The sequence below is a fragment of the Roseateles aquae genome, from assembly GCF_032337115.1.
GTDB lineage: Bacteria > Pseudomonadota > Gammaproteobacteria > Burkholderiales > Burkholderiaceae_C > Roseateles_C > Roseateles_C aquae.
Map to the genome: position 1 here is coordinate 13,509 of NZ_JAVXZY010000014.1, position 22,036 is coordinate 35,544.

21 protein-coding genes are annotated in these 22,036 nt (G+C 64.8%); 13 read left to right on the plus strand and 8 right to left on the minus strand.

Going from position 1 to position 22,036, the window contains the following annotated elements:
* Positions 1-220: 220 nt before the first annotated feature.
* Positions 221-2,101, plus strand: coding sequence for an ATP-dependent nuclease (locus RQP53_RS23340; protein ID WP_315653136.1), 1,881 nt, complete (start codon positions 221-223; stop codon positions 2,099-2,101).
* A 373-nt stretch (positions 2,102-2,474) separates the two neighbouring features.
* Positions 2,475-2,888 (plus strand): hypothetical protein, encoded by a 414-nt coding sequence (locus RQP53_RS23345; RefSeq protein WP_315653137.1) that lies wholly within the window; start codon positions 2,475-2,477, stop codon positions 2,886-2,888.
* Positions 2,889-3,203: 315 nt separating this feature from the next.
* Here RQP53_RS23345 and RQP53_RS23350 read toward each other — a convergent pair whose 3' ends face one another.
* The 3 genes from RQP53_RS23350 to RQP53_RS23360 all read right to left on the minus strand — a co-directional run bounded on the left by RQP53_RS23350 (position 3,204) and on the right by RQP53_RS23360 (position 7,061).
* Positions 3,204-5,453 (minus strand): xanthine dehydrogenase family protein molybdopterin-binding subunit, encoded by a 2,250-nt coding sequence (locus tag RQP53_RS23350; RefSeq protein ID WP_315653138.1) that lies wholly within the window; start codon positions 5,451-5,453, stop codon positions 3,204-3,206.
* A complete protein-coding gene (locus tag RQP53_RS23355; protein WP_315653239.1) occupies positions 5,450-5,917 on the minus strand; it encodes a (2Fe-2S)-binding protein in 468 nt (155 codons plus the stop codon). The genes RQP53_RS23350 and RQP53_RS23355 overlap by 4 nt, the downstream gene beginning before the upstream one ends.
* Before the next feature lie 142 nt (positions 5,918-6,059).
* Positions 6,060-7,061 carry an MBL fold metallo-hydrolase gene (locus RQP53_RS23360; RefSeq protein WP_315653139.1) on the minus strand — a complete coding sequence of 334 codons (1,002 nt, stop codon included), beginning with the start codon at positions 7,059-7,061 and terminating at the stop codon, positions 6,060-6,062.
* Between the two features lie 174 nt (positions 7,062-7,235).
* Here RQP53_RS23360 and RQP53_RS23365 point away from each other — a divergent pair, with 174 nt between their 5' ends.
* Complete coding sequence (locus tag RQP53_RS23365; RefSeq protein ID WP_315653140.1) at positions 7,236-8,390, plus strand: sensor histidine kinase; 1,155 nt, start codon at positions 7,236-7,238, stop codon at positions 8,388-8,390.
* Positions 8,387-9,208, plus strand: coding sequence for a LytR/AlgR family response regulator transcription factor (locus RQP53_RS23370; protein WP_315653141.1), 822 nt, complete (start codon positions 8,387-8,389; stop codon positions 9,206-9,208). Before RQP53_RS23365 ends, RQP53_RS23370 begins: the two co-directional genes overlap by 4 nt.
* Positions 9,209-9,224: 16 nt before the next feature.
* Here RQP53_RS23370 and RQP53_RS23375 read toward each other — a convergent pair whose 3' ends face one another.
* On the minus strand, positions 9,225-10,130 hold the full coding sequence (locus RQP53_RS23375; RefSeq protein ID WP_315653142.1) for a LysR family transcriptional regulator: 906 nt from the start codon (positions 10,128-10,130) through the stop codon (positions 9,225-9,227).
* A 140-nt stretch (positions 10,131-10,270) separates the two neighbouring features.
* Here RQP53_RS23375 and RQP53_RS23380 point away from each other — a divergent pair, with 140 nt between their 5' ends.
* From RQP53_RS23380 to grxC, 5 genes are all read left to right on the plus strand, one after another.
* Positions 10,271-10,816: a carboxymuconolactone decarboxylase family protein gene (locus tag RQP53_RS23380; protein WP_315653143.1), complete on the plus strand. Its 546-nt coding sequence runs from the start codon at positions 10,271-10,273 to the stop codon at positions 10,814-10,816.
* A 59-nt stretch (positions 10,817-10,875) separates the two neighbouring features.
* Positions 10,876-11,379 carry a YHS domain-containing (seleno)protein gene (locus RQP53_RS23385; protein ID WP_315653144.1) on the plus strand — a complete coding sequence of 168 codons (504 nt, stop codon included), beginning with the start codon at positions 10,876-10,878 and terminating at the stop codon, positions 11,377-11,379.
* Between the two features lie 91 nt (positions 11,380-11,470).
* The gene (locus RQP53_RS23390) at positions 11,471-11,953 is read left to right on the plus strand and encodes a nuclear transport factor 2 family protein (RefSeq protein WP_315653145.1); all 483 of its coding nucleotides are present in this window, start codon (positions 11,471-11,473) and stop codon (positions 11,951-11,953) included.
* A 22-nt stretch (positions 11,954-11,975) separates the two neighbouring features.
* Positions 11,976-12,263, plus strand: a complete 288-nt coding sequence (locus RQP53_RS23395; protein ID WP_315653146.1) for a BufA1 family periplasmic bufferin-type metallophore — start codon at positions 11,976-11,978, stop codon at positions 12,261-12,263.
* 5 nt (positions 12,264-12,268) lie between these two features.
* Positions 12,269-12,544: a glutaredoxin 3 gene (grxC, locus tag RQP53_RS23400; protein ID WP_315653147.1), complete on the plus strand. Its 276-nt coding sequence runs from the start codon at positions 12,269-12,271 to the stop codon at positions 12,542-12,544.
* On the opposite strand, the gene rtcR is transcribed toward grxC, so the two are convergent.
* On the minus strand, positions 12,541-14,151 hold the full coding sequence (gene rtcR / locus RQP53_RS23405; protein WP_315653148.1) for an RNA repair transcriptional activator RtcR: 1,611 nt from the start codon (positions 14,149-14,151) through the stop codon (positions 12,541-12,543). The two genes, grxC and rtcR, sit on opposite strands and share 4 nt — an antisense overlap.
* A 206-nt stretch (positions 14,152-14,357) precedes the next feature.
* Here rtcR and RQP53_RS23410 point away from each other — a divergent pair, with 206 nt between their 5' ends.
* The 4 genes from RQP53_RS23410 (at position 14,358) to rtcA (ending at position 19,821) form a co-directional block, all read left to right on the plus strand.
* Positions 14,358-15,932 carry a vWA domain-containing protein gene (locus RQP53_RS23410; RefSeq protein WP_315653149.1) on the plus strand — a complete coding sequence of 525 codons (1,575 nt, stop codon included), beginning with the start codon at positions 14,358-14,360 and terminating at the stop codon, positions 15,930-15,932.
* Positions 15,933-16,682: 750 nt separating this feature from the next.
* Positions 16,683-17,900 carry an RtcB family protein gene (locus RQP53_RS23415; protein WP_315653150.1) on the plus strand — a complete coding sequence of 406 codons (1,218 nt, stop codon included), beginning with the start codon at positions 16,683-16,685 and terminating at the stop codon, positions 17,898-17,900.
* A gap of 56 nt (positions 17,901-17,956) precedes the next feature.
* A complete protein-coding gene (locus tag RQP53_RS23420) occupies positions 17,957-18,766 on the plus strand; it encodes a nucleotidyltransferase domain-containing protein (protein WP_315653151.1) in 810 nt (269 codons plus the stop codon).
* A gap of 20 nt (positions 18,767-18,786) precedes the next feature.
* Positions 18,787-19,821 (plus strand): RNA 3'-terminal phosphate cyclase, encoded by a 1,035-nt coding sequence (gene rtcA / locus RQP53_RS23425; RefSeq protein ID WP_315653152.1) that lies wholly within the window; start codon positions 18,787-18,789, stop codon positions 19,819-19,821.
* Positions 19,822-19,839: 18 nt separating this feature from the next.
* On the opposite strand, the gene RQP53_RS23430 is transcribed toward rtcA, so the two are convergent.
* From RQP53_RS23430 to RQP53_RS23440, 3 genes are all read right to left on the minus strand, one after another.
* Positions 19,840-20,139: a cupin domain-containing protein gene (locus RQP53_RS23430; protein WP_315653153.1), complete on the minus strand. Its 300-nt coding sequence runs from the start codon at positions 20,137-20,139 to the stop codon at positions 19,840-19,842.
* Between the two features lie 291 nt (positions 20,140-20,430).
* Positions 20,431-20,925 carry a hypothetical protein gene (locus RQP53_RS23435; RefSeq protein ID WP_315653154.1) on the minus strand — a complete coding sequence of 165 codons (495 nt, stop codon included), beginning with the start codon at positions 20,923-20,925 and terminating at the stop codon, positions 20,431-20,433.
* Positions 20,926-21,313: 388 nt separating this feature from the next.
* Complete coding sequence (locus RQP53_RS23440) at positions 21,314-22,009, minus strand: hypothetical protein (protein ID WP_315653155.1); 696 nt, start codon at positions 22,007-22,009, stop codon at positions 21,314-21,316.
* Between the last annotated feature and the right edge of the window lie 27 nt (positions 22,010-22,036).

Consider the following 22,036-nt stretch of genomic DNA (forward strand, 5'->3'; position numbering starts at 1 on the left):
CAGACGCTCGGCAGCTCGCCGTCAAGGTCGGTGGCGGGGACGAGGCGGTTACGGTGGTGTGCATGCCCTCTTGGAAGCCATGCAAAATGCTTCCGCCCTAAGAGCCGTAGGTGGCGCGCAGGCGAATCTGGCTGTTTACCTTGGTCGCAGAAACCATCGGGCCAGCCCGTGCATCGCCATGTCCGAGTACGAGCAGTCCATCAAGAGGGGCGGAGAAACAATGAAGATTCAGTCAGTTCGGATCAGGAATTTTCGCGCGTTGAATGACGTGACCATCCCCTTCGATTCCGTCACGACGTTCATCGGGCCAAACGGCGCCGGCAAGTCAACAGTGCTTCGTGCACTTGACTGGTTTTTCAACGGTAAGCCTGGCTCTCTCACGGAGAAGGACTGTTCGTTCGGCGCGACTACCGAGAACATCGAGGTTCAGGTTGCCTTCACCGCTCTGACCGACAAGGACCGCGAAGCACTTGGCAAGTACGCGCCGGAAGGCGTTGCGACATTCACAGCATGGAAGCGTCGGTCGCCTGACGGCACTGAGGCACTTTCTGCGAATGCAAAAGGACTCCCGGAGTTCAATGCGATCAAGGCAGCAGGCAATGCGACAGCGAAGAAGGAGATGTACGCTGCGCTTCGCAGCAGCCGGGCGGAGTTAAATCTGCCGGCTGCCAACACTGGGGCAGCGGTGGAGCAGGCGATGACTGCCTGGGAGTCCTCACACACTGATCAGCTTGTCGATGCTCCAGAAGCGCTACAGACCAACTTCTTCGGTTTCAACAGCGGCGGCAAGATGAGCGGCCTTTTCGACTTCGTCCTCGTCACCGCTGACCTGCGGGCAAGCGAGGAGTCGATTGACGGCAAGTCGAGCATCATTGGCCGAATCCTTGAGCGTTCGGTCGATCGCGCAGCCGCCGATGACGAGATCGAGAAGATCGTCGAGGAGTCGCGCGCCAAGCAGCAGCAAGTCTACGAAGCGAAGTTCAAGGCGCAGCTCGATGCGATTACGACGCAGCTGAATGAAGTCGTCAGTTCTTACTCCCCTGGTCGGGCGATCACGGTGTCTCCTGCTGAGGTAGAACTCAAGGCTGCTCGCACGACGTTCGATGTGACCGTGCTGGACGGAACAACCGCGACTCTCGTCGAGCGACAAGGGCATGGCTTTCAGCGCACGCTTCTGATCTCCGCGCTCCAGCTTTTGGCGCAGTCGGGCGCGGCCTCGGCGGAGGGCGTCATCTGCTTGGCGATCGAGGAACCAGAGCTCTTTCAGCACCCGATCCAGGCCCAGACCTTTGCAAAGGTGCTCCGGTCGCTTGCCGAAGACGCCGGCAAGCGCATCCAAGTGACCTACGCGACACACAGCCCGTACTTCCTTGAAGCTCGCCACTTCGATCAAGTCAGACGACTGACTCGATCGGCCGACAAGAAACCGGCGGTTGCCGTCCACTTTTCCACGGTCGACGGCGTGAAGGCGAAGCTCAGCGGGACGGTTGATGCTGATCAAGTTGCCCGTCAACTGGACGGCATTGTCACGAATCGGCTCGCAGTCACGCTGTTCGCGGCGCGTGCGCTGCTGGTCGAAGGGGATACGGAGGCGGCAGTGTTCTACGGAATCGGCGATCGGGATTCCGTGGGCCGGCTCGAATCCCAGGGGCTGTCGATTGTCTCGGCGTGCGGCAAGGGAGGTATCCCGCTTGCTCATGCCATCCTTGTGAGCCTTGGGATTCCGACCTACGTCCTCTTCGACGGAGACAGTGGCTTCGAGGCGCGTGCCAAGACCGTAGGTAAGACTCAGAGCGTCATAGACAGTGAGCGCACGAAGTTCTCGACGGAAAACCGTCGGCTTTTGAAATATCTCGGCGAGGCCGAAGTTGATTTTCCGCCCGAACGGGTTGGCGATCGCGTAGCGACCCTGAGCGACCACCTTGAGAGCTACCTTGAGTCCAACTGGACGGAGTGGGTCACGTCCTGTGCGGCGATTGAGGCCGCTTCCGGAATCCAGCTCTCAAAGAATCAGTATGCCTACCGGACGGCGACGCTTGAGGCGAAGGGAGCTACCCCAGATCTTCTCAAGCAGATTCTGGCCAAGGCGGGAGGAGCATAGACATGCGCGAGATCAAAGACCCAGACGCAGCTGACCCGGGTTGATCGCCGCAGCCAGCGCAGACCGCCTGTGCTGGCCGTGGTGAGCAGGGAGTAGCCGAAGGTCGGCTATGCGACGTGCATGCGTGAGACTCCTCCTGGCCGGCAGTATGTTTTCACCGAGACCCACGGAATCAGGTTGGGATCTGAATTGGATCACCCAGCAAGCGGCAGCTTCATGGCGCCGCGGCCTATGGCCCCATCCGGCCAGGAGCTGCCATTCGCGGACGTCCGCTGACTAGCGCATCTGATCCGAGCAGTTGATCGGTCTGTCTGATTAAATGTTGGGCAGCATTCTCTAATGTAATGATCAGCGCATCACCAAGTTGAACGTCATGAGCAACATCAGTGCGGCTACGCTACGAGCCTGCCTTAAAGCGTTTCTGGGAGAGCAGGAATACCGCAGGTTCCTGGAAGCCGGCGCGGCGGATCCAATGAAGTTTTGGCAGGAAAGGTCATGGGAAAAGTTCGTAACAGAGCATCCCGAGATGGCCATGCGTTCGGATGAACGAGCGTCTGCGCTAGATGTGTGCCCGGCGCATGAAGCCCCGTTGATGGCTGGCTTTACGGATTCACCAGAAGGACATACCTTCATGAATACCCCCGAAATGCGGCACGTTTTTCCGTGTGCGCCCTTGATGCCTCTGCTCCCGGCTGGGGTGTATCGCGTCAAGTATTGCCAACAGTGCATTTCAGCCAAGGCTGAGTACTTCGCAAGTCGCAAGCAGCAGAATGGCGCGCGTGCATGACGTTCAACTTTTCATTTCAGAGGGCCTGTGCCAGCTATGCTGGCTGGTCCACTGAATTCAAACGTTGAACTGCTGCTTCGGCGCTGCGGGTTCGGCGTATCTGGAGACAGCAACGGGTCGATCTGCGACGGTCGCTGAACCCCGAAGCCATCACTGGGACACCGCGACCGCAGCCAGCAGCACCGAACGGCTGCTCTTACCGTCGGACCAGTCGCCCGGAGCCTGTGCCGGCGAGCACCTGGATGACCGGTGCTGGCTCATGATCAGCCGGCAGACGGGCGCCGCGCAATGTCCGAGATCGCTGCAAAGCCGCCCTCACCCCTCCAACCCCCACCCCGCCCTCGTCAACGGCAGCCGCGTGATCGCCTTCGCCGGATCCTTGCCGCTCGCCGCAAACAGCGCATTCGCCAGCGCCGGGCCGATGGAGGCCGGGCCTTCTTCGCCGACGCCGCGCGGCGCTTCGCCGCTGCCCAGCACCACCAAGTCGATAGGCGGCGTCTGGGCCAGGGTCACCAGCGGGTAGCTGTCGAAGTTGGCTTGTTGCACCTGGCCGTCTTTGAGCGTGATTTCACCGGCCAGGGCGGCGCTGAGGCCGAAGAGGGTGCCGCCCATCAGCTGGGCGCGCACGGCGTCGGGGTTGAGGACGAGGCCCACGTCAACGGCCGCTGTGATGCGTTCGATGCGGAAGCGCCCCGGTGCCGGCACCGAGACCTGCACGATATGGGCGCTGCGTGCCGAGTTGCCGGAACTGAGCGCCAGTCCCTGGAAATGCCCGGGGGGCAAGACCTGGCCCCAGCCGGCGCGATCGGCCAGCGCACGCAAGAGCGCCTGGGTGTTTGGCTTTTTCTCCAGCAGGCGCAGGCGGTAGGCCAAGGGGTCGATGCCGGCCAGGGCGGCGGCGCGGTCGATGCTGCATTCGTAGAAAAAGGTGTTCTGCGAGGCGCCGACCGAGCGCCAGTAGCCGCAGGGCACGCCGGCGTCGACGCGGCTCCAGCCCAGCTGCATGGGGCCGACCTCGTAGTCGTGCCGCGTCCAGCCCATGCCGACCGACCAGTCGAAATCCTGGCTCGGCTCGCCGTTCGTCAGCCCGCTGTACTCCAGCAGCGAGGGGTTGGCGGCGTCTACGCGCAGCGCCTGGGGCCAGCCCTCGGCGTCCAGCGCCAGGCGAACACGGGCGGCGGCGGCGGGGCGGTAGCCGCCGGCCTGCATATCGGTCTCGCGCGACCAGATCAGCTGCACCGGCCGGCCCTTCATCTGCTTGGCGATCAAGGCGGCCTGCACGGCAAAGCCATGTTCGAGCCGGCGCCCGAAGCCGCCACCGGCCAGCATCGCGTTGACCTGCACCTGTTCGGGCTTGAGGTCCAGCGCACGGGCCACGCCGCGTTGGGTGTCGCCGGCGCATTGCGTGGAGAGCCACAGCGCGGCGCCCTCGGGGCCGACCTCGGCCAGCGCGTTCATTGGCTCCATCGTCGCGTGGGCGAGGAAGGGCACGTCGTAGCTGATGTCCAGCACGCTGGCACTCTGACTCATGGCCTGAGCCACAGCGGCAGCGTCAATGCGCGGATCGTCGCGCTGATCAAATGGCTTGCCCTCCCCGCGCGCGGCGGCGGCGAGCAGCTCGGCGCGCAGGGCCTCGCTGTTGGTGCTGGCATGCGGCCCGGCGCTCCAGCGTGGCTTCAGGGCTTGCAGGGCCTGGCGGGCGGTCCAGTAGCTGTCGGCCACCACCGCGAGCGCACCGGGCAGTCGCACGACGCGGCGCACGCCGGGCATGGCCTTGGCCGGCCGTTCATCCACGCTGAGCAGCTCGGCGCCGAAGCGCGGCGCGTGGATCAGCGTGGCGTAGAGCATGCCGGGGCGGCGCGCGTCGATGCCGAAGCGGGCGCTACCGTTCACCTTGGCCGGCAGGTCGATGCGCTGGGCGCCGTCCTTGCCAAGCAGGCGGCGTTCGGCGGCGGGCTTGCGCGCTGCGTCCTTGGGCGGGGTCAGCTGCGCGGCCTCGGCCAGCAGCGCGGCATAGGGCAGGCGCTGGCGGGCATCGGGATGCAAGACCTGACCCTCGCCATGCTGCTCGCTGGCCTGGGTGCGGCAGTCCGCCGCGGCCACACCCCAGCGCGTGGCGGCTGCCTGCACCAGCATGGCCCGCGCGCTGGCGCACAAGCCGCCAACTTCGCGCCAGGACATCGGCGTGCCAAAGCTGCCGAAGCTGGCGTAGTCCTTCAGCCGCTTGCTGAAGTAGCGCTGCTCGACCGGCGCCTGCTCGACGCGCACCCGCGCCAGCGGCAGGTCCAGCTCCTCGGCCGCCATCAGCTGCACGGCGCTGTGCGTGCCCTGGCCGAGTTCGGCCACATAGCTGAGCACGGTGAGGCCGTCCTGGGCATCAAAGCGCAGCCAGATGCCGAAGCCGGGCTCGGCCGTGGTGCCGGCCGGGGCAGGCGCTTGCGCCGCGCTGGGTGCGAGGCCCAGCGTCCACAGGCCGGCGGCCAGGCTGGAGTGCAGCAGCAGCGTACGGCGAGCGGGGTTGGCCAGGCGGCCAGCGTTGGTGCGCTCATTCAATCGGGTATTCATGCGGCGCTCCCGTCCTGCAGCGCCGCGGCGGCGCGGGCGATGGCGGCCTTGACGCGCGGATAGGTGCCGCAGCGGCACAGATTGCTCATCGCGGCCTTGACGTCTTCATCGCTGGGCTTGGCATGCTCGGCCAGCAGCGCGGCGGCGGCCATCAGCATGCCGCTTTGGCAGTAGCCGCATTGCGGCACCTGCTCGGCCAGCCAGGCGGCCTGCAGCGCGCGGCCGATGCGGCTCTGGTCCAGCGCCTCGATGGTGGTGATGCGCTTGCCTTTGAGCGCCTCGAAGGGCAGCACGCAGCAGCGGGTGGCTGCGCCGTCCACGTGCACGGTGCAGGCGCCGCACTGCGCGGCGCCGCAGCCGAACTTGGTGCCGGTGAGCGCCAGGTCTTCGCGCAGCAGCCAGAGCAAGGGCTTGCCGGCGGGGGCCTGGACGCGCTGCGTCTGGCCGTTGATCTGCAATTGCAGGGTGACAGGTTTCATGGGTGCGCTTTGCTCATTCAGGCCTTGTCAGGCAATTCGGAATTGACCACAGAGTCACGGAGGAATTCACAGAGGAAGTCGAAGAAGGCATCAAGGCTTGAAGGGCTTTCATCGCAGCCTTGGTCGATCAGGGCGTGGCGCTGGTGCTGGCTGTGGTGCTTGCCGGGAGGGCGGCGTAGTCGGCGGGCACCCAGATGTAGTGGCTGCCGAGGGCGCGCAGCCGGCCGATGCCGGGGAAGGCGAAATGGGCGCCGGCAATCAGCTCGCCGCTGCGCGCGCTGGCGGCGTATTCACGCTGGCGCATCGCGATGCCCTGGGCGGCGTCTTTCTCGCCGGGCGGCGCGGTGTCGGGCAGCTCCAGCTGCACCTTGTCGTTGACGACGAAATCGCCCCAGAACTGCAGGCGCTGGCCGCGGCTTTCGATGATGTAGAAGCTGTGGCCCTCGGTATGGCCGTAGCGGGCCACGGCGCGCAGCTCGGGCGAGAAACGGGTATCGCCGTCAAAGGGCTGGTAGCGCTTGGCGGCGATATAGGGCGCCAGCTTGGCCACGATGGCCTGCGCCGTCTTGTTGCCCTTGGCGGCGCCGGCCTGCCATTGCGGCAGTTCGTGCGCGTCGGCATGGACCACGGCGTTCGGGAAGGCGCGCTGCTCGCCGTCGAGCAGGCCGAATACGTGGTCGGGGTGCATATGGGTGATGTAGATGTCGTCGACCTGCTCCGGCGCATAGCCGGCCGCCTTCAGATTGCTGAACAGCTGGCCATAGCCGGGCTGGCTTTTGCCGCCGCCGGCGTCGATCAGGATCAGCTTCTTGCCGGTGTTGACCAGGAAGGCGATGGTCGAGAAATCGTTGCTGGGCTGCGCATGGGTGCGCTGGCGCAGGCTGTTTTTCTGCTCAGCGCTGAGGGCGGGGAAGAGCTCATCCATCGCCTCGGGCCAGGGGTCGACGGCATCGAGCAGCGCCGTCACCTCCAGCTCGCCGACCATCAGCCGGTAAAAGCCCGGCGCCTGGGTCTTGGCCAGCGGCGCGGCGGCGTGGGTCAGGGGCGAGGCGAAGGGCAGCGCGGCGGCCAGGGCCAGCATCGTCAGGGCGCGGCGGGGGTGCTCACAAAGATCACGAAAGATGCGCATGAAACAAAGGGTCGGGGCGGTCGGGTAGGGAGGGAGGGATGGCGGCAGTATGTGCAGCCAACAGGGCGCGAGCGAGGGCCGTGGTACGAGTGCGGTCGGGCGTGATGCGAATACGCCCGGGCTTGAGCGATCATCGCTATCTGCGCGCCCCGCCTGTTCCCACCCATGCATCCGATGAACCCAAGCACTGCCATGCAGAACGCCCCGACGATGGCCGTCCGCACGACGCAGCAGGCGCCATGGGCCGAGTTTGTGCGGGTGCTGCTGGTCAATCTGCTGGTCTGGGGGCTGATCTGTAGCCTGGGCGCGGCGGGGGACTATCGCGATGGCGTGTTGAGCGGTCGCTCGGCGGACCTGCTGCGTGTCTGGCGCGCCTGGCTCAACGGGCATGTGCCGCTGTTTGTGCTCAGCGTGGCGCTGATGCTGTGGCTGCCGCGCACGGGCGAGCGCTTCATCGGCGGGCACGCCATCGCCGGGCTGTATGCCGCGTTGGCGCTGCTGTTCTTTCCGCTGCACATGGCCTATACCGCGCTGCCGGGCTGGCTCGCACGCGGCGGCGGGCAGAGCCTGGTGAGCTATGTGCTACAGCGCGACAACTTCAGCTGGTTTCTCGAGTTCGCCTGGTTCAGCGGCACGTTTGCGGTGGTGATGGCGGTTCACATCTGGCGGCTGGGCCAGCAGCGTACCGCCGAGCTGCAGGCCTCACGCGAGGCCAATCTGGCGCTGGAACTGGCGCTGGAGCGGCAGCGCCTGCAGGGCATGCGCCAGCAGCTGGAGCCGCATTTCATCTTCAATGCGCTGAACAGCATCAGCGCGCTGGTGCGCAGCAATGAGCAGCCGGTGGCGCTGGAGGGCATTGCCAGCCTCTCCGCGCTGCTGCGCTATGCGCTGAAGGCCAGCGCGCAGGATGCCGTTCGCCTGGGCGACGAGATCGAGTTCTGCCAGGACTATCTGGACCTGCAACAAATGCGTTATGGCGCGCGGCTGCAGGCCGCCTTCGAGGGGCTCAGCCCGGCGGTCGAGCGCATCGAGGTGCCGCCGCTGCTGCTACAGCCGCTGATCGAGAACGCGCTGCGCCACGATCTGGACCGCCATGCCGGCACCACCCGGCTGGCGCTGCACTTCGCGCTGGACGGCGAGCGGCTGCGCCTACGCGTCTGGAACTCGCTGGGCGAGCGCGGCCCGGCCAATGCCGGCCTGGGCCTGGGCCTGGCCCATGCGCGCGAGCGGCTGGCGCTGCTGTACGGATCGCGAGCGCGGCTGGACACCGAAGAGAGCCCGTCGCATTTTGAAGTCCGCATCGACTTGCCGATCCGCATCAACGAATGACAAGCCCGCACGCCGCCCCAGCCGCTGGCCTCGAGCCGGCCATCCCTGCCCTCGTCGTTGACGACGAGGAACTCGGCCGGCGCAACCTCTGCCTGGCCCTGGCCGAGCAGCCGCGCTGGCAGGTGCTGGCCGAAGCGCCGAGCATGGCGGCGGCACTGGAGGCGCTGCGCGCGCAGCCGCAGATCGAGGTCGTGTTCCTGGACATCCGCATGCCGCATGGCTCGGGCCTGGATCTGGCGCGGGCGCTGGCCCAGCTGGAGCAGCCGCCCTGGATCGTCTTCGTCACCGCCTTTGACGAGCATGCGATCGAGGCCTTTGATCTGCATGCGCTGGACTACATCCTCAAGCCCTTCAGCAAGCGGCGGCTGGAGAAGGCGCTGGCCCATGTCGAGCAGATGGTGCGGCTGCGCCAGCAGAGCGGCTATGCCGGCGCGCTGCGCCGCTATGTTGACGACAGCCAGCCCGCTGAGCCACCGGCCAGCCCGTACTGGACAACGGTCAGCGTGCGCTCGGTGGGGCGCATTGATGTCGTGCCGCTGAGCGAGGTGCTGCACATCGAGGCCCAGGGCAATTACGCGGCCCTGCATCTGCCCGGCCGCGAGCTGCTGCTGCGCGCCTCGATGGCGCGGCTGGAACAGCATCTGGACCCGGCGGTGTTTCTGCGCGTGCATCGCGGCAGCATCGTGTGCCGGGCGCAGGTGCAGTCGCTGAAGCTGCTGGCCAGCGGCAGCCATGAGCTCACGCTGCGCGATGGGGCACGGGTGGCCGTCAGCGAACGCTATGTGGCCGCGGTAAAAGCGGCGCTGACGCAGGGCTGAGCGGCCGCAGCCAGCTTCAGCCGTTCAAGGCCTTGTTGCTGCGCAGCCGCTCGATCGCCAGATCCAGAAAGGCGCGGGCTTTCTGCGAGGCGTGGCGCCCTTCGCGGTGCACCAGATGCACCGGCAGCGGCGCGCTCTCATAGTCGCTCAGCACAATCTGCAGTCGGCCGGCCTGCACATGTTCGGCCACCTGGTAAGACATCAGCCGTGACAGCCCGAAGCCGCCCACGGCGGCGGCCACGGCCGAATCGTTGGTGGTGGTGACCATGCGCGGCTGCAGCTTGATGCTGCGCGGGCCGCCATCGGTATCGCGGAAGCGCCATTCCGGCGTTGGCGTCACGCCGCTGGCGGCAACGATGGTGTGGGCGCTCAAGTCCTCGGGCGTCTGCGGCACGCCCTGGCGTTGCAGATAGTCCGGTGCGGCCACGATCACCCGCCGCACCTGGCCCACGCGCACCGCCTGCAGGCTGGAATCGGCCAGCTCGCCGATGCGCAGCGCCACATCAACGCCCTCCTCCACCAGGTTGACGACCCGATCGAGAAACCAGCAGCTGGCATTGACCTCGGGATAACGCTGCAGATACTCGGCCACCACCGGCGTGATGAAGAGCGCGCCGAACAGCGCCGGGGCGGTGACGGTGAGCCGCCCGCGCGGCGTGGCATGCAGGCCGCTGACCGACTCATCGGCTTCGGCCAGCTCGGCCAGGATGCGCCGGCAGTCCTCCACATAGCGGGCGCCGGCCTCGGTCACGCGCACCACCCGGGTCGTGCGGGTGAACAGGCGCACGCCCAGGTGCGACTCCAGCTCGGCAATGGCGCGGGTCACCGCCGGCGGCGACAGATTCAGCTGCCGCGCGGCGCCGGCAAAGCCCTCGGCATCGACGACGGCGACAAAGACCTTGATCAGGTGAAAGCGGTCCATTGTTTCTCCACGCGTAACGGAGTCTTGGAATTGGCGGCGATTCTAAAGCTGAGCGTATTCAACGACAGTTCAGTCACTCGCTGAACACGAAACGCAGCGACGAAACGCGAAACCCACCCACCACTGAACTGGAGCCCACCATGTCCCGCCTGAGCATCCCCACCGTCGAACAATCGCACGAAGCCGCCAAGCCCCTGCTGGCTGCCGTCAACAAGCAACTGGGCGTCGTGCCCAATCTGATGAAGCTGGTTGGCCACAGCCCGGCCGCGCTGGAAGGCTATCTGTCGCTGAGCGGCGCGCTCGGCAAGGGCGAGCTGAGCGCCCAGCTGCGTGAACGCATCGCGCTGGCCGTGGCCGAGTTCAATGGCTGCGACTACTGCCTGTCGGCCCACGATTACATCGGCCGCAATCTGGCCAAGCTCAGCGGTGAAGACATCGCCGCCGCCCGCGACTTCCATTCGCCCGACGCTGCCAGCGCCGCCGCGCTGCGCTTTGCCCGCCGTGTCGTCGAGACGCGCGGCCAGGTCGACGCCGGTGATGTCACGACGCTGCGTGCCGCCGGCTTCAGCGAAGGCGCCGTCATCGAGATCGTGCTGAACGTCGCGCTGAACGTCCTGACCAACTACGTCAACAACGTCGCCCAGACCGAGGTCGATTTCCCCAAGGTTTCGGCCAAGAAGGCCTGAAGCACCGTACTCGCACTGAACTTTCCCACCCTGTACTGAAGCTCCACAAGGAACACACCATGAGCCACACCACCCTCTATCGCCGCAGCCTGCTGGCCGCCCTGATCTCCGCCGCCAGCCTGGTCACCCTGATGCCGCAACAGGCCCTGGCCTATGACGAGAACTCCGTCAGCGCACTGAACACCGATGCCAAGGGCATCGCCGTGCACGGCCATGACGTCGTCGCCTACTTCACCGACGGCGCTCCGCTGGCCGGCAAGGCCGAGTTCAAGGCCAGCCACGAAGGCGCCACCTACCTGTTCGCCACGGCCGCTCACCGCGATGCCTTCAAGGCCAACCCGGCCAAGTACGCACCGGCCTTCGGCGGCTTCTGCGCGATGGGCGTGGCCCTGGACAAGAAGCTCGATGGCGACCCGACCGCCTGGAAGATCGTTGACGGCAAGCTCTACCTGAACGTCAACAAGGACGTGCAGAAGAAGTGGCTGGAAGACGTGCCGGGCAACCTGGTCAAGGCCAATGGCAACTGGCCGCAGATCAAGGACAAGGCGCCCAAGGACCTCTGAGAGCCTCGGCCGCGCGCGCTGCTGCGCCAGCGCTCAGGCGCGCGGCCCTTCTACCTGCTGCCCTGATCCTCAACGATTGAAAGCCCGAGCCATGACCACGCCCCCGACCGCCAGCCGCCCGCCCCTGCCCCCGTTCAGCTACGAAACGGCGGTGCAGAAAGTCCGCCTGGCCGAAGACGCCTGGAACAGCCGCGACCCCGAGCGCGTGTCCCTGGCCTACACGCCCGACAGCCGCTGGCGCAATCGCGCCGAGTTCCCGCGTGGCCGGGCCGCCATCGTCGAGCTGCTCAAGCGCAAATGGGCGCGCGAGCTGGACTACCGCCTGATCAAGGAAATCTGGGCCTTCGACAGCCATCGCATCGCCGTGCGCTTTGCCTATGAATGGCACGACGACGCCGGCAACTGGTTCCGCTCCTATGGCAATGAGAACTGGGAATTCGACGCCCAGGGCCTGATGGACGTGCGCCACGCCAGCATCAACGACCTGCCCATCAAGGCCAGCGAGCGCCTGTTCCACTGGCCGCAAGGCCGCCGTCCCGACGACCACCCCGGCCTCACGGCGCTGGGCCTTTGAACCGCGAATGGAGATTGACACCATGAAACACAGCAAGACCGTTTCCGCCGCCCTGGCCTGCGTGCTGGCCCTGGGTACTGTTCAAACCGTGCAGGCCGCCGACGCCAACAAGGAAAAGTGCTACGGCGTGGCCAAGGCCGGCCAGAACGACTGCGCCAACCTCTCCGGCTCGCACTCCTGCGCCGGCCTGGCCAAGACCGACGGCGACCCGGGCGAATGGAAGCTGGTGCCCAAGGGCGAGTGCAAGCCGCAAGGCGGCCTCAGCCACGAGGAAGCCCGCGCCCGCTACAAGTCCCAACAAAAAGGATGAGCGCCATGAGCTCGAACGACACCATCACCATGTTTCACACCTCGACCTGCCCGTTCTGCGAGCGTGCCGAGGCCCTGCTGGAGCGCGAAGGCCTGGCCCAGCGTCTGAACAAGGTCAATATCGAACGCGACGACGCCTTGCGCGCCGAAATGATGAGCCGCAGCGGCCGCCGCACGGTCCCGCAGATCTTCATCGGCGATCGCCATATCGGCGGCTACGACGATCTGGTGCTGTTGCAGCGGCAGGGGGGCTTGGCAGCTGAGCTGCTGACTCAAGGCTAGACCTGCTCACGGACGGGCTGCAGCGCATCCCACTGCAGCCCGAACTTGAGCAGGTACTTGCGCAGGCGGTCGGAGTCGTTGACGACGCTGCGCTGGCTGCGCGAGTGGTTGAACAGCTTGCGGCCCGCTTCGGCCAGACTGCGCGATTCGCGGCAGACCTGGATCACGGCTTCGAGCTGCAGGCGGTCAAACAGGTCCAGGCTGTCGGCGTCGATCTGCGCCGGCAGCGCCTTGGAAGACAGGCGTTTTGTCGCTGTGCCACCCTCCTGCCAAAGCCAGCGCAGTCGCTCGATTTCAGCATCGACCAGCGCCGTCGAGATGCGTCCACCCTCCGCCAGTGTCGCCATCCGTGTGACGCTGGCCGAGAGGTCGCGGAAGTTGCCGCGCCAGGGCGCTGCTGCCGACTTGGCGAACTGCAGATAGCGTACCTTGGCCTCGGTGCTGAAGCGAACGGCGCGGCCCCCCTCGGCGGCCGCGCGACTCAGCAGATGCTCGACATTGGGCTCAATGTCCTCTGGCCGCTCGGCCAGCCCGGGCAGGGTGTAGGCCCAGAGGTTGATACGCGCGAACAGGTCGTCGCGGAATCGGCCCTCGGCCACGTCGATGCGCAGATCGCGGTTGGTACCGGCGATCAGCTGGAAGTCGCTGTTGACCTCGCGGTCGCTGCCCATGGGCAGGAAGCGCTTTTCTTCCACCGCCTTGAGCAGCATGGCCTGCTCGTCGAGCCCCAGTTCACCGATCTCATCGAGGAAGAGCACGCCTTGGTGGGCCGTGCGCAGCAGGCCGGCCCGATCGGCGGCCGCGCCGGTGAAGGCGCCCTTTTTGTGGCCGAACAGCGTGGACGCAGCTCCGTCGCCGCGCAGGGTGGCGCAGTTCACCTCGACAAAGTCGCCGTCAACCTGATGGCGCGCCTTCTTCAGCTCGTACATGCGGCGCGCCAGATGCGACTTGCCGGCGCCCGTCGGCCCGGTCAGCAGGATGGGTGCCGACGAGCGTACGGCCACATGTTCGATTTCCTCGATCAGGGCGTTGAAGCGCTTGTTGCGGGTGGCGATGCCGCTTTTCAAAAAGTCCAGCGCCTCCTTGTGCGCCTGGTCGAAGCGCTGGGCCAGGATGTCGTAGCGCGACAGGTCGAGGTCGATCAGCGTGTAGCTGCCGGGATCGCCCTGGCGCTGCTTTCGCGGCGGCGCGGTTTGCAGCAGCTGGCCCGGAATGAAGCGCGACTCCACCATCAGGAACATGCAGATCTGCGCCACGTGCGTGCCGGTGGTGATGTGCGCCCAGTACTGTTCGTGAGCGGGGTCGAAGCGATAGCCGCGTGCCCAGTCGTAGAGCGCCGCATACATCTCGCCGAAGTCCCAGGGGTTCTCAACGTCGACGGGCACCAGATTCACCTCGGTGCCGGGCGAGACGCTGGCAATGTCCCGCACCAGCACCTGCGCCAGCGCCAGGTATTTGGGCGCATAGAGCAGTTCCAGCCGGTCAACTAGCGTGTCCTCGTGCTGCATCAACGACACCGTGGGTCGCCACTTCTCCCAACGCCCGGCACCCTGCCCAGCGTCCAGCTGCGTGCCCATGAAGCCAATCACGACGGTCTTTTTACTCATATCTCAAATGATAGCTGGCTAGCAAAATGGATATGAATGAAAACAGGGCTCGGATGGTGGTCCGGCGTGGAGATGAGCGTCGAGATCATAAATATCTCCTTTTGAATCAAGGGTTTGCGATCAATGCCAGGGTAAGGCCAGCAGCGCTGGCACGGCTGTTGCAATAGACCATGCAGATAGAGACTGAATGCACGAGGGATAAGAAAATGGTCAACACGCAACTGTTCAAGACGCTCAAGGGCGCCTTGCTGCCCACAGCGGCGGCACGCAATGCGGCCGAGGCGCCGGCCTACGCTTTCAGCGCCAAGCATCAGCTGGCGCAGCTAGCAGCCACCGGCTGCCTGAGCCGCACCTTTTATGCAGACGCCGAACAGCAGCTCGAGCAGGTGCTGGCGCTGACGCAGAAGCTGGAGCCGGCCTTCGTCGCCAAGACAGCGATCTACGCTCGCCAGTCCGGCTACATGAAGGACATGCCGGCCCTGCTCGCCGCCAGCTTGGCCGTGCGTGATGTCGCGCTGCTGAGTACCGTGTTCTCTCGCGTCGTCGACAACGGCAAGATGCTGCGCAACTTCGTGCTGATCTTGCGTAGCGGGACGGTGGGGCGCAAGTCGCTGGGTTCGCGCCCCAAGAAGCTGGTGCAGCAATGGCTGCTGACCGCGACCGAGAAGCAACTGCTGAACGCCGCGGTGGGCAACACGCCCTCGCTCGCCGATGTGGTCAAGATGGTTCACCCCAAGCCTGCTGAGGCCTGGCGTGCCGCCTGGTTCGCGTGGTTGATCGGCCGGCCTTTCGATGAAGCGGCTTTGCCGCCGATCACCCAAGCGTTCGAATGCTTCAAGCGTGAGAGTGCTCAAGGTCTAGCGAGCGAGGTGCCGGAGGTGCCGTTCCAGATGTTGACGGCGCTGAACCTGACTTTGGTTCAGTGGGCGCAGATCGCTCGCAGCGGCTCATGGCAGATGGTGCGTCAGAACCTGAACACCTTTGCTCGCCACGGCGTGTTCGAGATCGACGGCATGGCTGATGTGCTGGCTGCCAAGTTGCGCGACCCACAGGCGGTGGCCAAGGCCCGGGTGATGCCGTACCAGCTGCTGTCCGCCTTCAAGGCGGCTGGCGACGCGGTGCCGGCTCAGGTTCGTGAGGCCTTGCAGGACGCGATGGAGCTGTCGCTGGCCAACGTGCCGGCGCTGGCAGGTCGGGTCGTGGTGTGCCCTGACGTGTCGGGCTCGATGAGCTCGTCGGTCACAGGTCACCGCGGTTCGGCGACGTCCAGCGTGCGCTGCATCGACGTGGCTGCCCTGGTGGCTGCGGCGGTGCTGCGCAAGAACCCGCAGGCCCGTGTGCTGCCGTTCGAGCAGGATGTGGTGAAGCTGCAGCTGAACGCTCGCGACTCGGTGATGACCAACGCGCAAGCGCTGGCCAAGATCGGGGGCGGCGGGACCAACTGCAGCGCGCCGCTGGCCATGCTGAACCGCGAGCGTGCGGCGGTCGATGTGGTGATCCTGGTCTCGGACAACGAGTCCTGGGTCGACGCCAACCGGCGCGGTGCGACGCAGACCTTGCGCGAGTGGGAAGTGCTGAAGCAGCGCAACCCGATGGCGCGCCTGGTGTGCATCGACATCCAGCCGATGTCGACCACACAGGCCGCGGAGCGGCACGACATCTTGAATGTCGGCGGCTTCTCGGACGCGGTGTTCACGATGGTGGCGAGCTTCGCCGCCGGCACCATGGACGCCGAGCATTGGGTCGGCGAAATCGACAAGGTGTCGCTGGCCGCGCAGTAAGGCCACGACAACAAGTTTTGGAAGGTGTCCCGGGCGAATGCCTGCAGGAGTACAGCACATACCCGGCCGCGCGGGCCGGCAAGCCCGCAACGGAGAACCCGTAGGCCGCTCTTGCAACTCTTGTCGCCCGGGGCACCAACTTTCACAACAACACGCGTCGTCGCGTGGCGAATGCAGGTGGGACTACATCCCAAACGTGTCTCACCGCCTGTTAGTCGCCACGCGAGGGCTTCGGTTTTGCGCGAATGCTGGCAGGACTACATCGGAACGCCGGGGGTTCAAGTCCTCAACTGGGAAACCAGTGTGGCTACGTCTTGCTTCACTTGTCGCGCTTCTTTTGAGATGTCTCGCTGCGAATGCAGGTGGAACTACAGCCTACAACGCTCGTGGTCGCGGGTTCGAGTCCCGCCGGTCCCAAATCAGGGGGACCGTAGCTCAGTGGAAGAGCACGACGTTTCACCGTCCCTTGTCGCAGCGGGGCATCACTGTTGATTTCGGGCGCGCTGGCACAGAAGGGAGCGCCACTGCCAAAAATGATTGACATGCCGGCAGCCTGGGTAACACCAGGTGCAGCAGGCAAGTTGGTCGGCGAGTACGGTTGAGGATGCAGGTGCCGGCTCCGATGACGGGTCGTCACTGGCGCGCGTTTCCAATCGCCGACGATGCCACTGGCCTAGAAACCGTGGTTGCTGCATTGATGCGGGTTCGAATCCCGTCGCGTCCACCAAAACTTCAAATAGACAAAACATCATGAACTACAAGATTGAACAACCCGAAGGCGGCGTGCCGATCAAGATGTGGACGCAGGGCGTCCCTGTCGAGGACGAGGCCATGCAGCAGCTGAGCAATACCGCGCGGCTGCCGGTGGTCTTCAAGCATGTCGCGGCCATGCCAGACGTGCACTTCGGCCTCGGAGCCACGATCGGCTCGGTGATCCCGACGATCAAGGCCATCATCCCGGCGGCTGTTGGCGTGGACATCGGCTGCGGCATGATGGCCGCGAAGACCACGCTGCGCGCCGAAGACCTGCCTGACAACCTCGGCCCGCTGCGCTCGGCCATCGAGAAGGCAGTGCCGCATGGCTCGGCGCCCAAGCATCGCGGCCGCGACCCCGGCAGCTGGGAGAACCCGCCCGAGACGGTGGACCAAATCTGGGCGACGCTGGTGGACGAGTTCGAGGCGCTGTGCGAGCTGCACCCGCGCCTGAAGAACACCAACAACCGCAAGCATCTGGGCACGCTGGGCACGGGCAATCACTTCATCGAGGTCTGCCTCGATGAAGCCGGCTTCGTCTGGTTCATGCTGCACTCGGGCTCGCGCGGTGTGGGTAACGCCATCGGCACGCACTTCATCGAGCTGGCCAAGAAGGACGCCGAGCGCCACCAGCGCAATCTGCCGGACAAGGACCTGGCCTACTTCGAAGAAGGCGCCCAGTACTTTGGCGACTATGTGCGCGGCGTGTCCTGGGCGCAGAAGTTCGCGATGAAGAATCGCGAGGTGATGATGGCCAACCTGATCGCCACCGTCCGCAAGGTGATTCCCAAGCCCTTCGAGGCCCATGTTGAGGCGGTGAACTGTCACCACAACTACGTGCAGCGCGAGCGCCACTTCGGCGAGGATGTGTTTGTGACGCGCAAGGGCGCCGTCAGTGCCAAGCGCGGCGAGATGGGCATCATCCCCGGCAGCATGGGGGCACGCAGCTACATCGTGCGCGGCCTGGGCAACCCGGAGAGCTTCGAGAGCTGCAGCCACGGCGCCGGCCGCGTGATGAGCCGTACCAAGGCCAAGAAGCTGTTCACGGTGGAGGACCAGGTCAAGGCCACGGCAGGCGTCGAGTGCCGCAAGGACGCCGATGTCATCGACGAGATCCCGATGGCCTACAAGGACATCGACGCGGTGATGGCCGCGCAGAGCGATCTGGTGGAAGTGGTGCACACGCTCAAGCAGGTGGTGTGCGTGAAGGGGTGAGCGGGCGAGGGCTTGATGCGCTCTCCCGCCCATCAGAAAAAGTGAGGGGGGAGAACATGAAAGAAGAACCCGTATTGAGCGCCCATCCGGTGTCGGCTGAGATGCGCGCCACCGTGCTGAAGAACCTGGCGGCGCTGGAACAGCAGCATCAGGTGAAGGTGCTGTTTGCCTGCGAATCGGGCAGCCGCGGCTGGGGTTTCGCGTCACCCGACAGCGACTATGACGTGCGCTTCGTCTACGTGAACAGGCTGCCCTGGTACCTCACTGTGGAGCCTGGTCGCGATGTGATCGAGCAGCCGATCAACGGCGACTTGGACATCAATGGCTGGGATCTGCGCAAGGCCCTGCAGCTCTTGAAGGAGTCCAACCCCACGCTGCTGGAGTGGCTGCGCTCGCCCATCGTCTATCAGCAGAACGACGATTGGGCCGCACGCCTGCGCACGCTGGCCGAGGACGGCTTCTCGCCGCTGCGCGGCTATCACCACTATGTGTCGATGGCCAAGAAGAACTTGCGAGAGCACCTCTATGGCGAGGTCGTGCGCTACAAGAAATACCTCTACGTGCTGCGGCCGCTGCTGGCGGCACGCTGGATACGCGAGGGCCGTGGTGTGCCGCCGATGCGCTTTGCCGAGCTGGCGAGCCAAACCCTGCGCGATCCCGCGCTGCTGGACGAGGTGAACGCACTGCTGGCGGTCAAGATGCGTGCCGGCGAGTCAGCCACCAGCCCACGCTGGGTGCGCATCCACGACTTCATCGAGGCAGAACTGGCCGAGGCCACGGCGCACGCGCCCGAGCAAGGCCTGCGAGCCGACACCCGGCCTCTGGATCACTATCTGCACGAGGCCGTGCTGCAATTTGGCACTTAAGACAAGAAGAGAACAAGAAGATGATCGAGATCGATGGCTCCGCCGGCGAGGGCGGCGGGCAAATCCTGCGTACCTCGCTGGCCCTTTCCATGTGCACGGGCCAGGCATTCGCGTTGACGAAGATCCGTGCCGGCCGTGCAAAGCCCGGGCTGATGCGCCAGCATCTGACCTGCGTGAACGCAGCCGCCGAAGTCAGCGGCGCCGAGCTTCGCGGGGCAGAGCTGAACTCACAGCTGTTGGAGTTCAGGCCAGGCGCGGTGCGCGCGGGCGACTACGTCTTCAACGTCGGCACGGCGGGCAGTTGCACTCTGGTGCTGCAAACCGTCTGGCCGGCCTTGCTGATGGCCGATGCGCCAAGCCGCCTGAAGCTCGGCGGCGGCACGCACAACCCGATGGCGCCGCCGTTTCACTTTCTGGAGCGAAGCTACGCGCCGCTGATGCGCCGCTTGGGCGCCCGGGCGGAACTGAAGCTGCGCCGGCTGGGCTTCTACCCTGCTGGTGGCGGTGAGATTGAGGCGACGATCTGGCCGGCGGCGAAGGAACTCAAGCCCTTCGATCTGCTCGAGCGAGGCGAGAAGCTGGAGGCGTTTGCGGAGTGCTTTGCACCTGCATTGCCGCGCTCGGTGGCACGGCGCGAGCTGGAGCAGCTGGGGCTGGCCATGGGCTGGAGTGACGAGCAGCTGCGCGAGGGCCCGTCTCGCCAGAACGAGGGGCCTGGCAACGCGCTGGTCGCCACCCTCGCCTATGAGCAGCTGAGCGAAGTCTTTACCAGCTTCGGTGAGAAAGGCGTCAGCGCAGAGCAAGTGGCAAAAGATGTGGTTCAGCAGCTGCGCGCCTACCAGCTCAGTGAGGCGGCCCTGGGGCCGCATCTGGCCGATCAATGGGCACTGCCTCTGGCACTGGCTGTCTGGCAACGTGGCGGTGAAGCCCGCTACAGCTGCAGCGAGCTGACGCCGCATGCGCGTACCAACTTCGAGGTGATTGAGAAGTTTCTGCCAGTGCGCTTCGAATCGAGTGCTGCGGGTTCGGGATGGCGGGTGAGCGTGCGAGCTTGAGCGGACGGTTCCCCTCCGTCAGCCCTGATCGATGATCACCAGCGTGCCGAAGCTGCCTTCGGCCACCGCATGCGCTTGGCCGGCGGGCACGACATAGACCTCACCGCTGCGCACCTCGTGCACGCGGCCGGCTATGGACAAGCGCATCAGCCCATCCAGCACCAGCAGCGCTTCCTCATACGCGTGGCTTTCGGCAGGATAGCTCGCGGCATCCATGCGCAGCACCTTGAGCTGCCTGTCGCCCAGCCGCGCGACGACGCTTGAGCGCCAGGCCTCGGGCAGGCTGCTGGCGAGCGGGATGAGTGCAGCTTTGGACACGGTCTTGTGGGTCTGATGACGGTTTGAGTTCGGGTGCTTACCTCGCGCTCGAGACTGCATGGGCGCTGTGTCTGCTTGCGTTGATGGCACGGCTGCTTGTGGCTGTGCGCCGAGGACTGCTAGGCAGCGATTGCCGTCTTTCGCGTCAAGAGATCGCCGTTCAGAAACGGTCAGTCAACGTCGGTGCTGAGCGCTAGCGTAGGCGTCGTGCCTGTGCCGCGTTACGGCTGATTGGCGCCAGCGCCTCGCGGCCCTGGTGCCATCACGGAGCGCGTTCGATCGAGCCAGTGCTTAGGCCACACGGTGGCGAATCTGAGATTGCATGAAACCGCGACTACCAACGCTCCGCGGGAATTTGGCTGGGTCGATCGCGTCACCAAGTCTCTTGCAGATGGACTGCTGGGAAGCGTGAGCCTGAACCGAGCAGCTGTTAAAAAACTTCCACACCAATTCCGATATCGCCCCGCTTTCCGCACGCTTGCACCTAATGTAGAGCGAAATCAAGTCCAGCTGATCCTCGGGTTCGCTGTACGCATCGATCGCCAGCACGGCACTCGAATCGTTGCCAAGCTCAAAAACATGGACATCACCGCGACCTGCGCGCGCAGTGTCTTCGAAGTACGCCTTGACCAAGGGTGTGAGCTCGATTCTTGCGCCCAGCGCATCAAGCACTGCCTGGAACTGCGGGTGATGACCCATGGGGCCGTCGCTCGCGTCGGACCAAAGGACGAGATCTCCCATAGCAACGACAAGTTCAAACTCGGTAGCTGGAATCTGGATCTCCATGGCGTGAAGCCTCTTCCAATGCTGCAAGACGATAGAGGCGACCACTAGGGGGGCGGCTATGAAAGCGCCGAACAAGATAGCAACGTAAACGCCTCCGAGTTCACCGAATACGAGCGCAATGGCTAAGTTTGCAGAACCTGCACATTGACCCAGCCCGTACGGATTCGGATTGCATCCTGGAATGAGCCAAGCCAGCACCAGTGAAAAGAGCGAAACGCAAAGCGGAACGCCCATGGCCAGTGAAATTCGGGGTCAAGTCTTAAATGTTAATTCCCAGCACTCCTAGACGGACGCCCACTAGCGCATCCAAAGTGCCAACTTAACATTTAAGACTTGACCCCGATCACCGCGATCACCGTGTGACCCCGATCACCCGATCACGTGCCGATCATCGCTCTTCAATGAGTGCCACTTCGGGCGGCTGAATGAAGATTTGCGCGAAAATGAGCTTCGCGGCGATCTCTGCTTTCCAAAAGCCGGCTATCCGTCGCTTGAGCTGATCTAACTCCGCCTCGGTGATGCTCGTTTGATTCCGAACGTGCCAGCTCGCGGGAATCACGACCTCCAGGGCGCCAATCTTCAGATCGCGGAACAACCGCAGTTTGCGCCGGGTATTCACGTGGGTGTCGGTGATTTCGATGGCGAGACGATCGCCAAACGTTGGCCGGGAAGTGCAATTTGGCGCAAGAGTGAGCATCACGTCCGTGAAGATTTGTCGACTCGAGTCGTTTGGATCCTGGATATGGACTTCGTCGTCGGCCTGCGCCACTGACGCGATGAACGAATTCCCAAACATCTTGAACCTGACTTCCGTCTGTTTGCATAGGAACTGTTGCGCCAATTCGTGGGCAATTCCTTTTGAGCCGCGCCCATGTCCACCGCCAGCCTTGCCCTTATAGGTAAAACTGCTGCTGTCCTTCTTGTCGCGCACGCGCTTAACCGGGAACATGGGCTTAGAGCGGACGATGTCGTAGTAAATCCAGTTTTCCCAGACATCGGGATCCCTGTCTTTGCGGCGCAGCGCCTCATACACCGTGATGAGTTCGCCTTTGAAGTCGGGTTTCGTATACGCAAGTAGTTTCACGTCGGCTTAGCAGGCTAATGGGCGCCA

What these genes read in the sequence shown, in the direction of transcription:
- RQP53_RS23340 (WP_315653136.1), top strand. Translation starts at nt 221, where the DNA reads ATGAAGATTCAGTCAGTTCGGATCAGGAATTTTCGCGCGTTGAATGAC.
- RQP53_RS23345 (WP_315653137.1), top strand. Translation starts at nt 2,475, where the DNA reads ATGAGCAACATCAGTGCGGCTACGCTACGAGCCTGCCTTAAAGCGTTT.
- RQP53_RS23350 (WP_315653138.1), bottom strand. Translation starts at nt 5,453, where the DNA reads ATGAATACCCGATTGAATGAGCGCACCAACGCTGGCCGCCTGGCCAAC.
- RQP53_RS23360 (WP_315653139.1), bottom strand. Translation starts at nt 7,061, where the DNA reads ATGCGCATCTTTCGTGATCTTTGTGAGCACCCCCGCCGCGCCCTGACG.
- RQP53_RS23365 (WP_315653140.1), top strand. Translation starts at nt 7,236, where the DNA reads ATGAACCCAAGCACTGCCATGCAGAACGCCCCGACGATGGCCGTCCGC.
- RQP53_RS23370 (WP_315653141.1), top strand. Translation starts at nt 8,387, where the DNA reads ATGACAAGCCCGCACGCCGCCCCAGCCGCTGGCCTCGAGCCGGCCATC.
- RQP53_RS23375 (WP_315653142.1), bottom strand. Translation starts at nt 10,130, where the DNA reads ATGGACCGCTTTCACCTGATCAAGGTCTTTGTCGCCGTCGTCGATGCC.
- RQP53_RS23380 (WP_315653143.1), top strand. Translation starts at nt 10,271, where the DNA reads ATGTCCCGCCTGAGCATCCCCACCGTCGAACAATCGCACGAAGCCGCC.
- RQP53_RS23385 (WP_315653144.1), top strand. Translation starts at nt 10,876, where the DNA reads ATGAGCCACACCACCCTCTATCGCCGCAGCCTGCTGGCCGCCCTGATC.
- RQP53_RS23390 (WP_315653145.1), top strand. Translation starts at nt 11,471, where the DNA reads ATGACCACGCCCCCGACCGCCAGCCGCCCGCCCCTGCCCCCGTTCAGC.
- RQP53_RS23395 (WP_315653146.1), top strand. Translation starts at nt 11,976, where the DNA reads ATGAAACACAGCAAGACCGTTTCCGCCGCCCTGGCCTGCGTGCTGGCC.
- grxC (WP_315653147.1), top strand. Translation starts at nt 12,269, where the DNA reads ATGAGCTCGAACGACACCATCACCATGTTTCACACCTCGACCTGCCCG.
- rtcR (WP_315653148.1), bottom strand. Translation starts at nt 14,151, where the DNA reads ATGAGTAAAAAGACCGTCGTGATTGGCTTCATGGGCACGCAGCTGGAC.
- RQP53_RS23410 (WP_315653149.1), top strand. Translation starts at nt 14,358, where the DNA reads ATGGTCAACACGCAACTGTTCAAGACGCTCAAGGGCGCCTTGCTGCCC.
- RQP53_RS23415 (WP_315653150.1), top strand. Translation starts at nt 16,683, where the DNA reads ATGAACTACAAGATTGAACAACCCGAAGGCGGCGTGCCGATCAAGATG.
- RQP53_RS23420 (WP_315653151.1), top strand. Translation starts at nt 17,957, where the DNA reads ATGAAAGAAGAACCCGTATTGAGCGCCCATCCGGTGTCGGCTGAGATG.
- rtcA (WP_315653152.1), top strand. Translation starts at nt 18,787, where the DNA reads ATGATCGAGATCGATGGCTCCGCCGGCGAGGGCGGCGGGCAAATCCTG.
- RQP53_RS23435 (WP_315653154.1), bottom strand. Translation starts at nt 20,925, where the DNA reads ATGGAGATCCAGATTCCAGCTACCGAGTTTGAACTTGTCGTTGCTATG.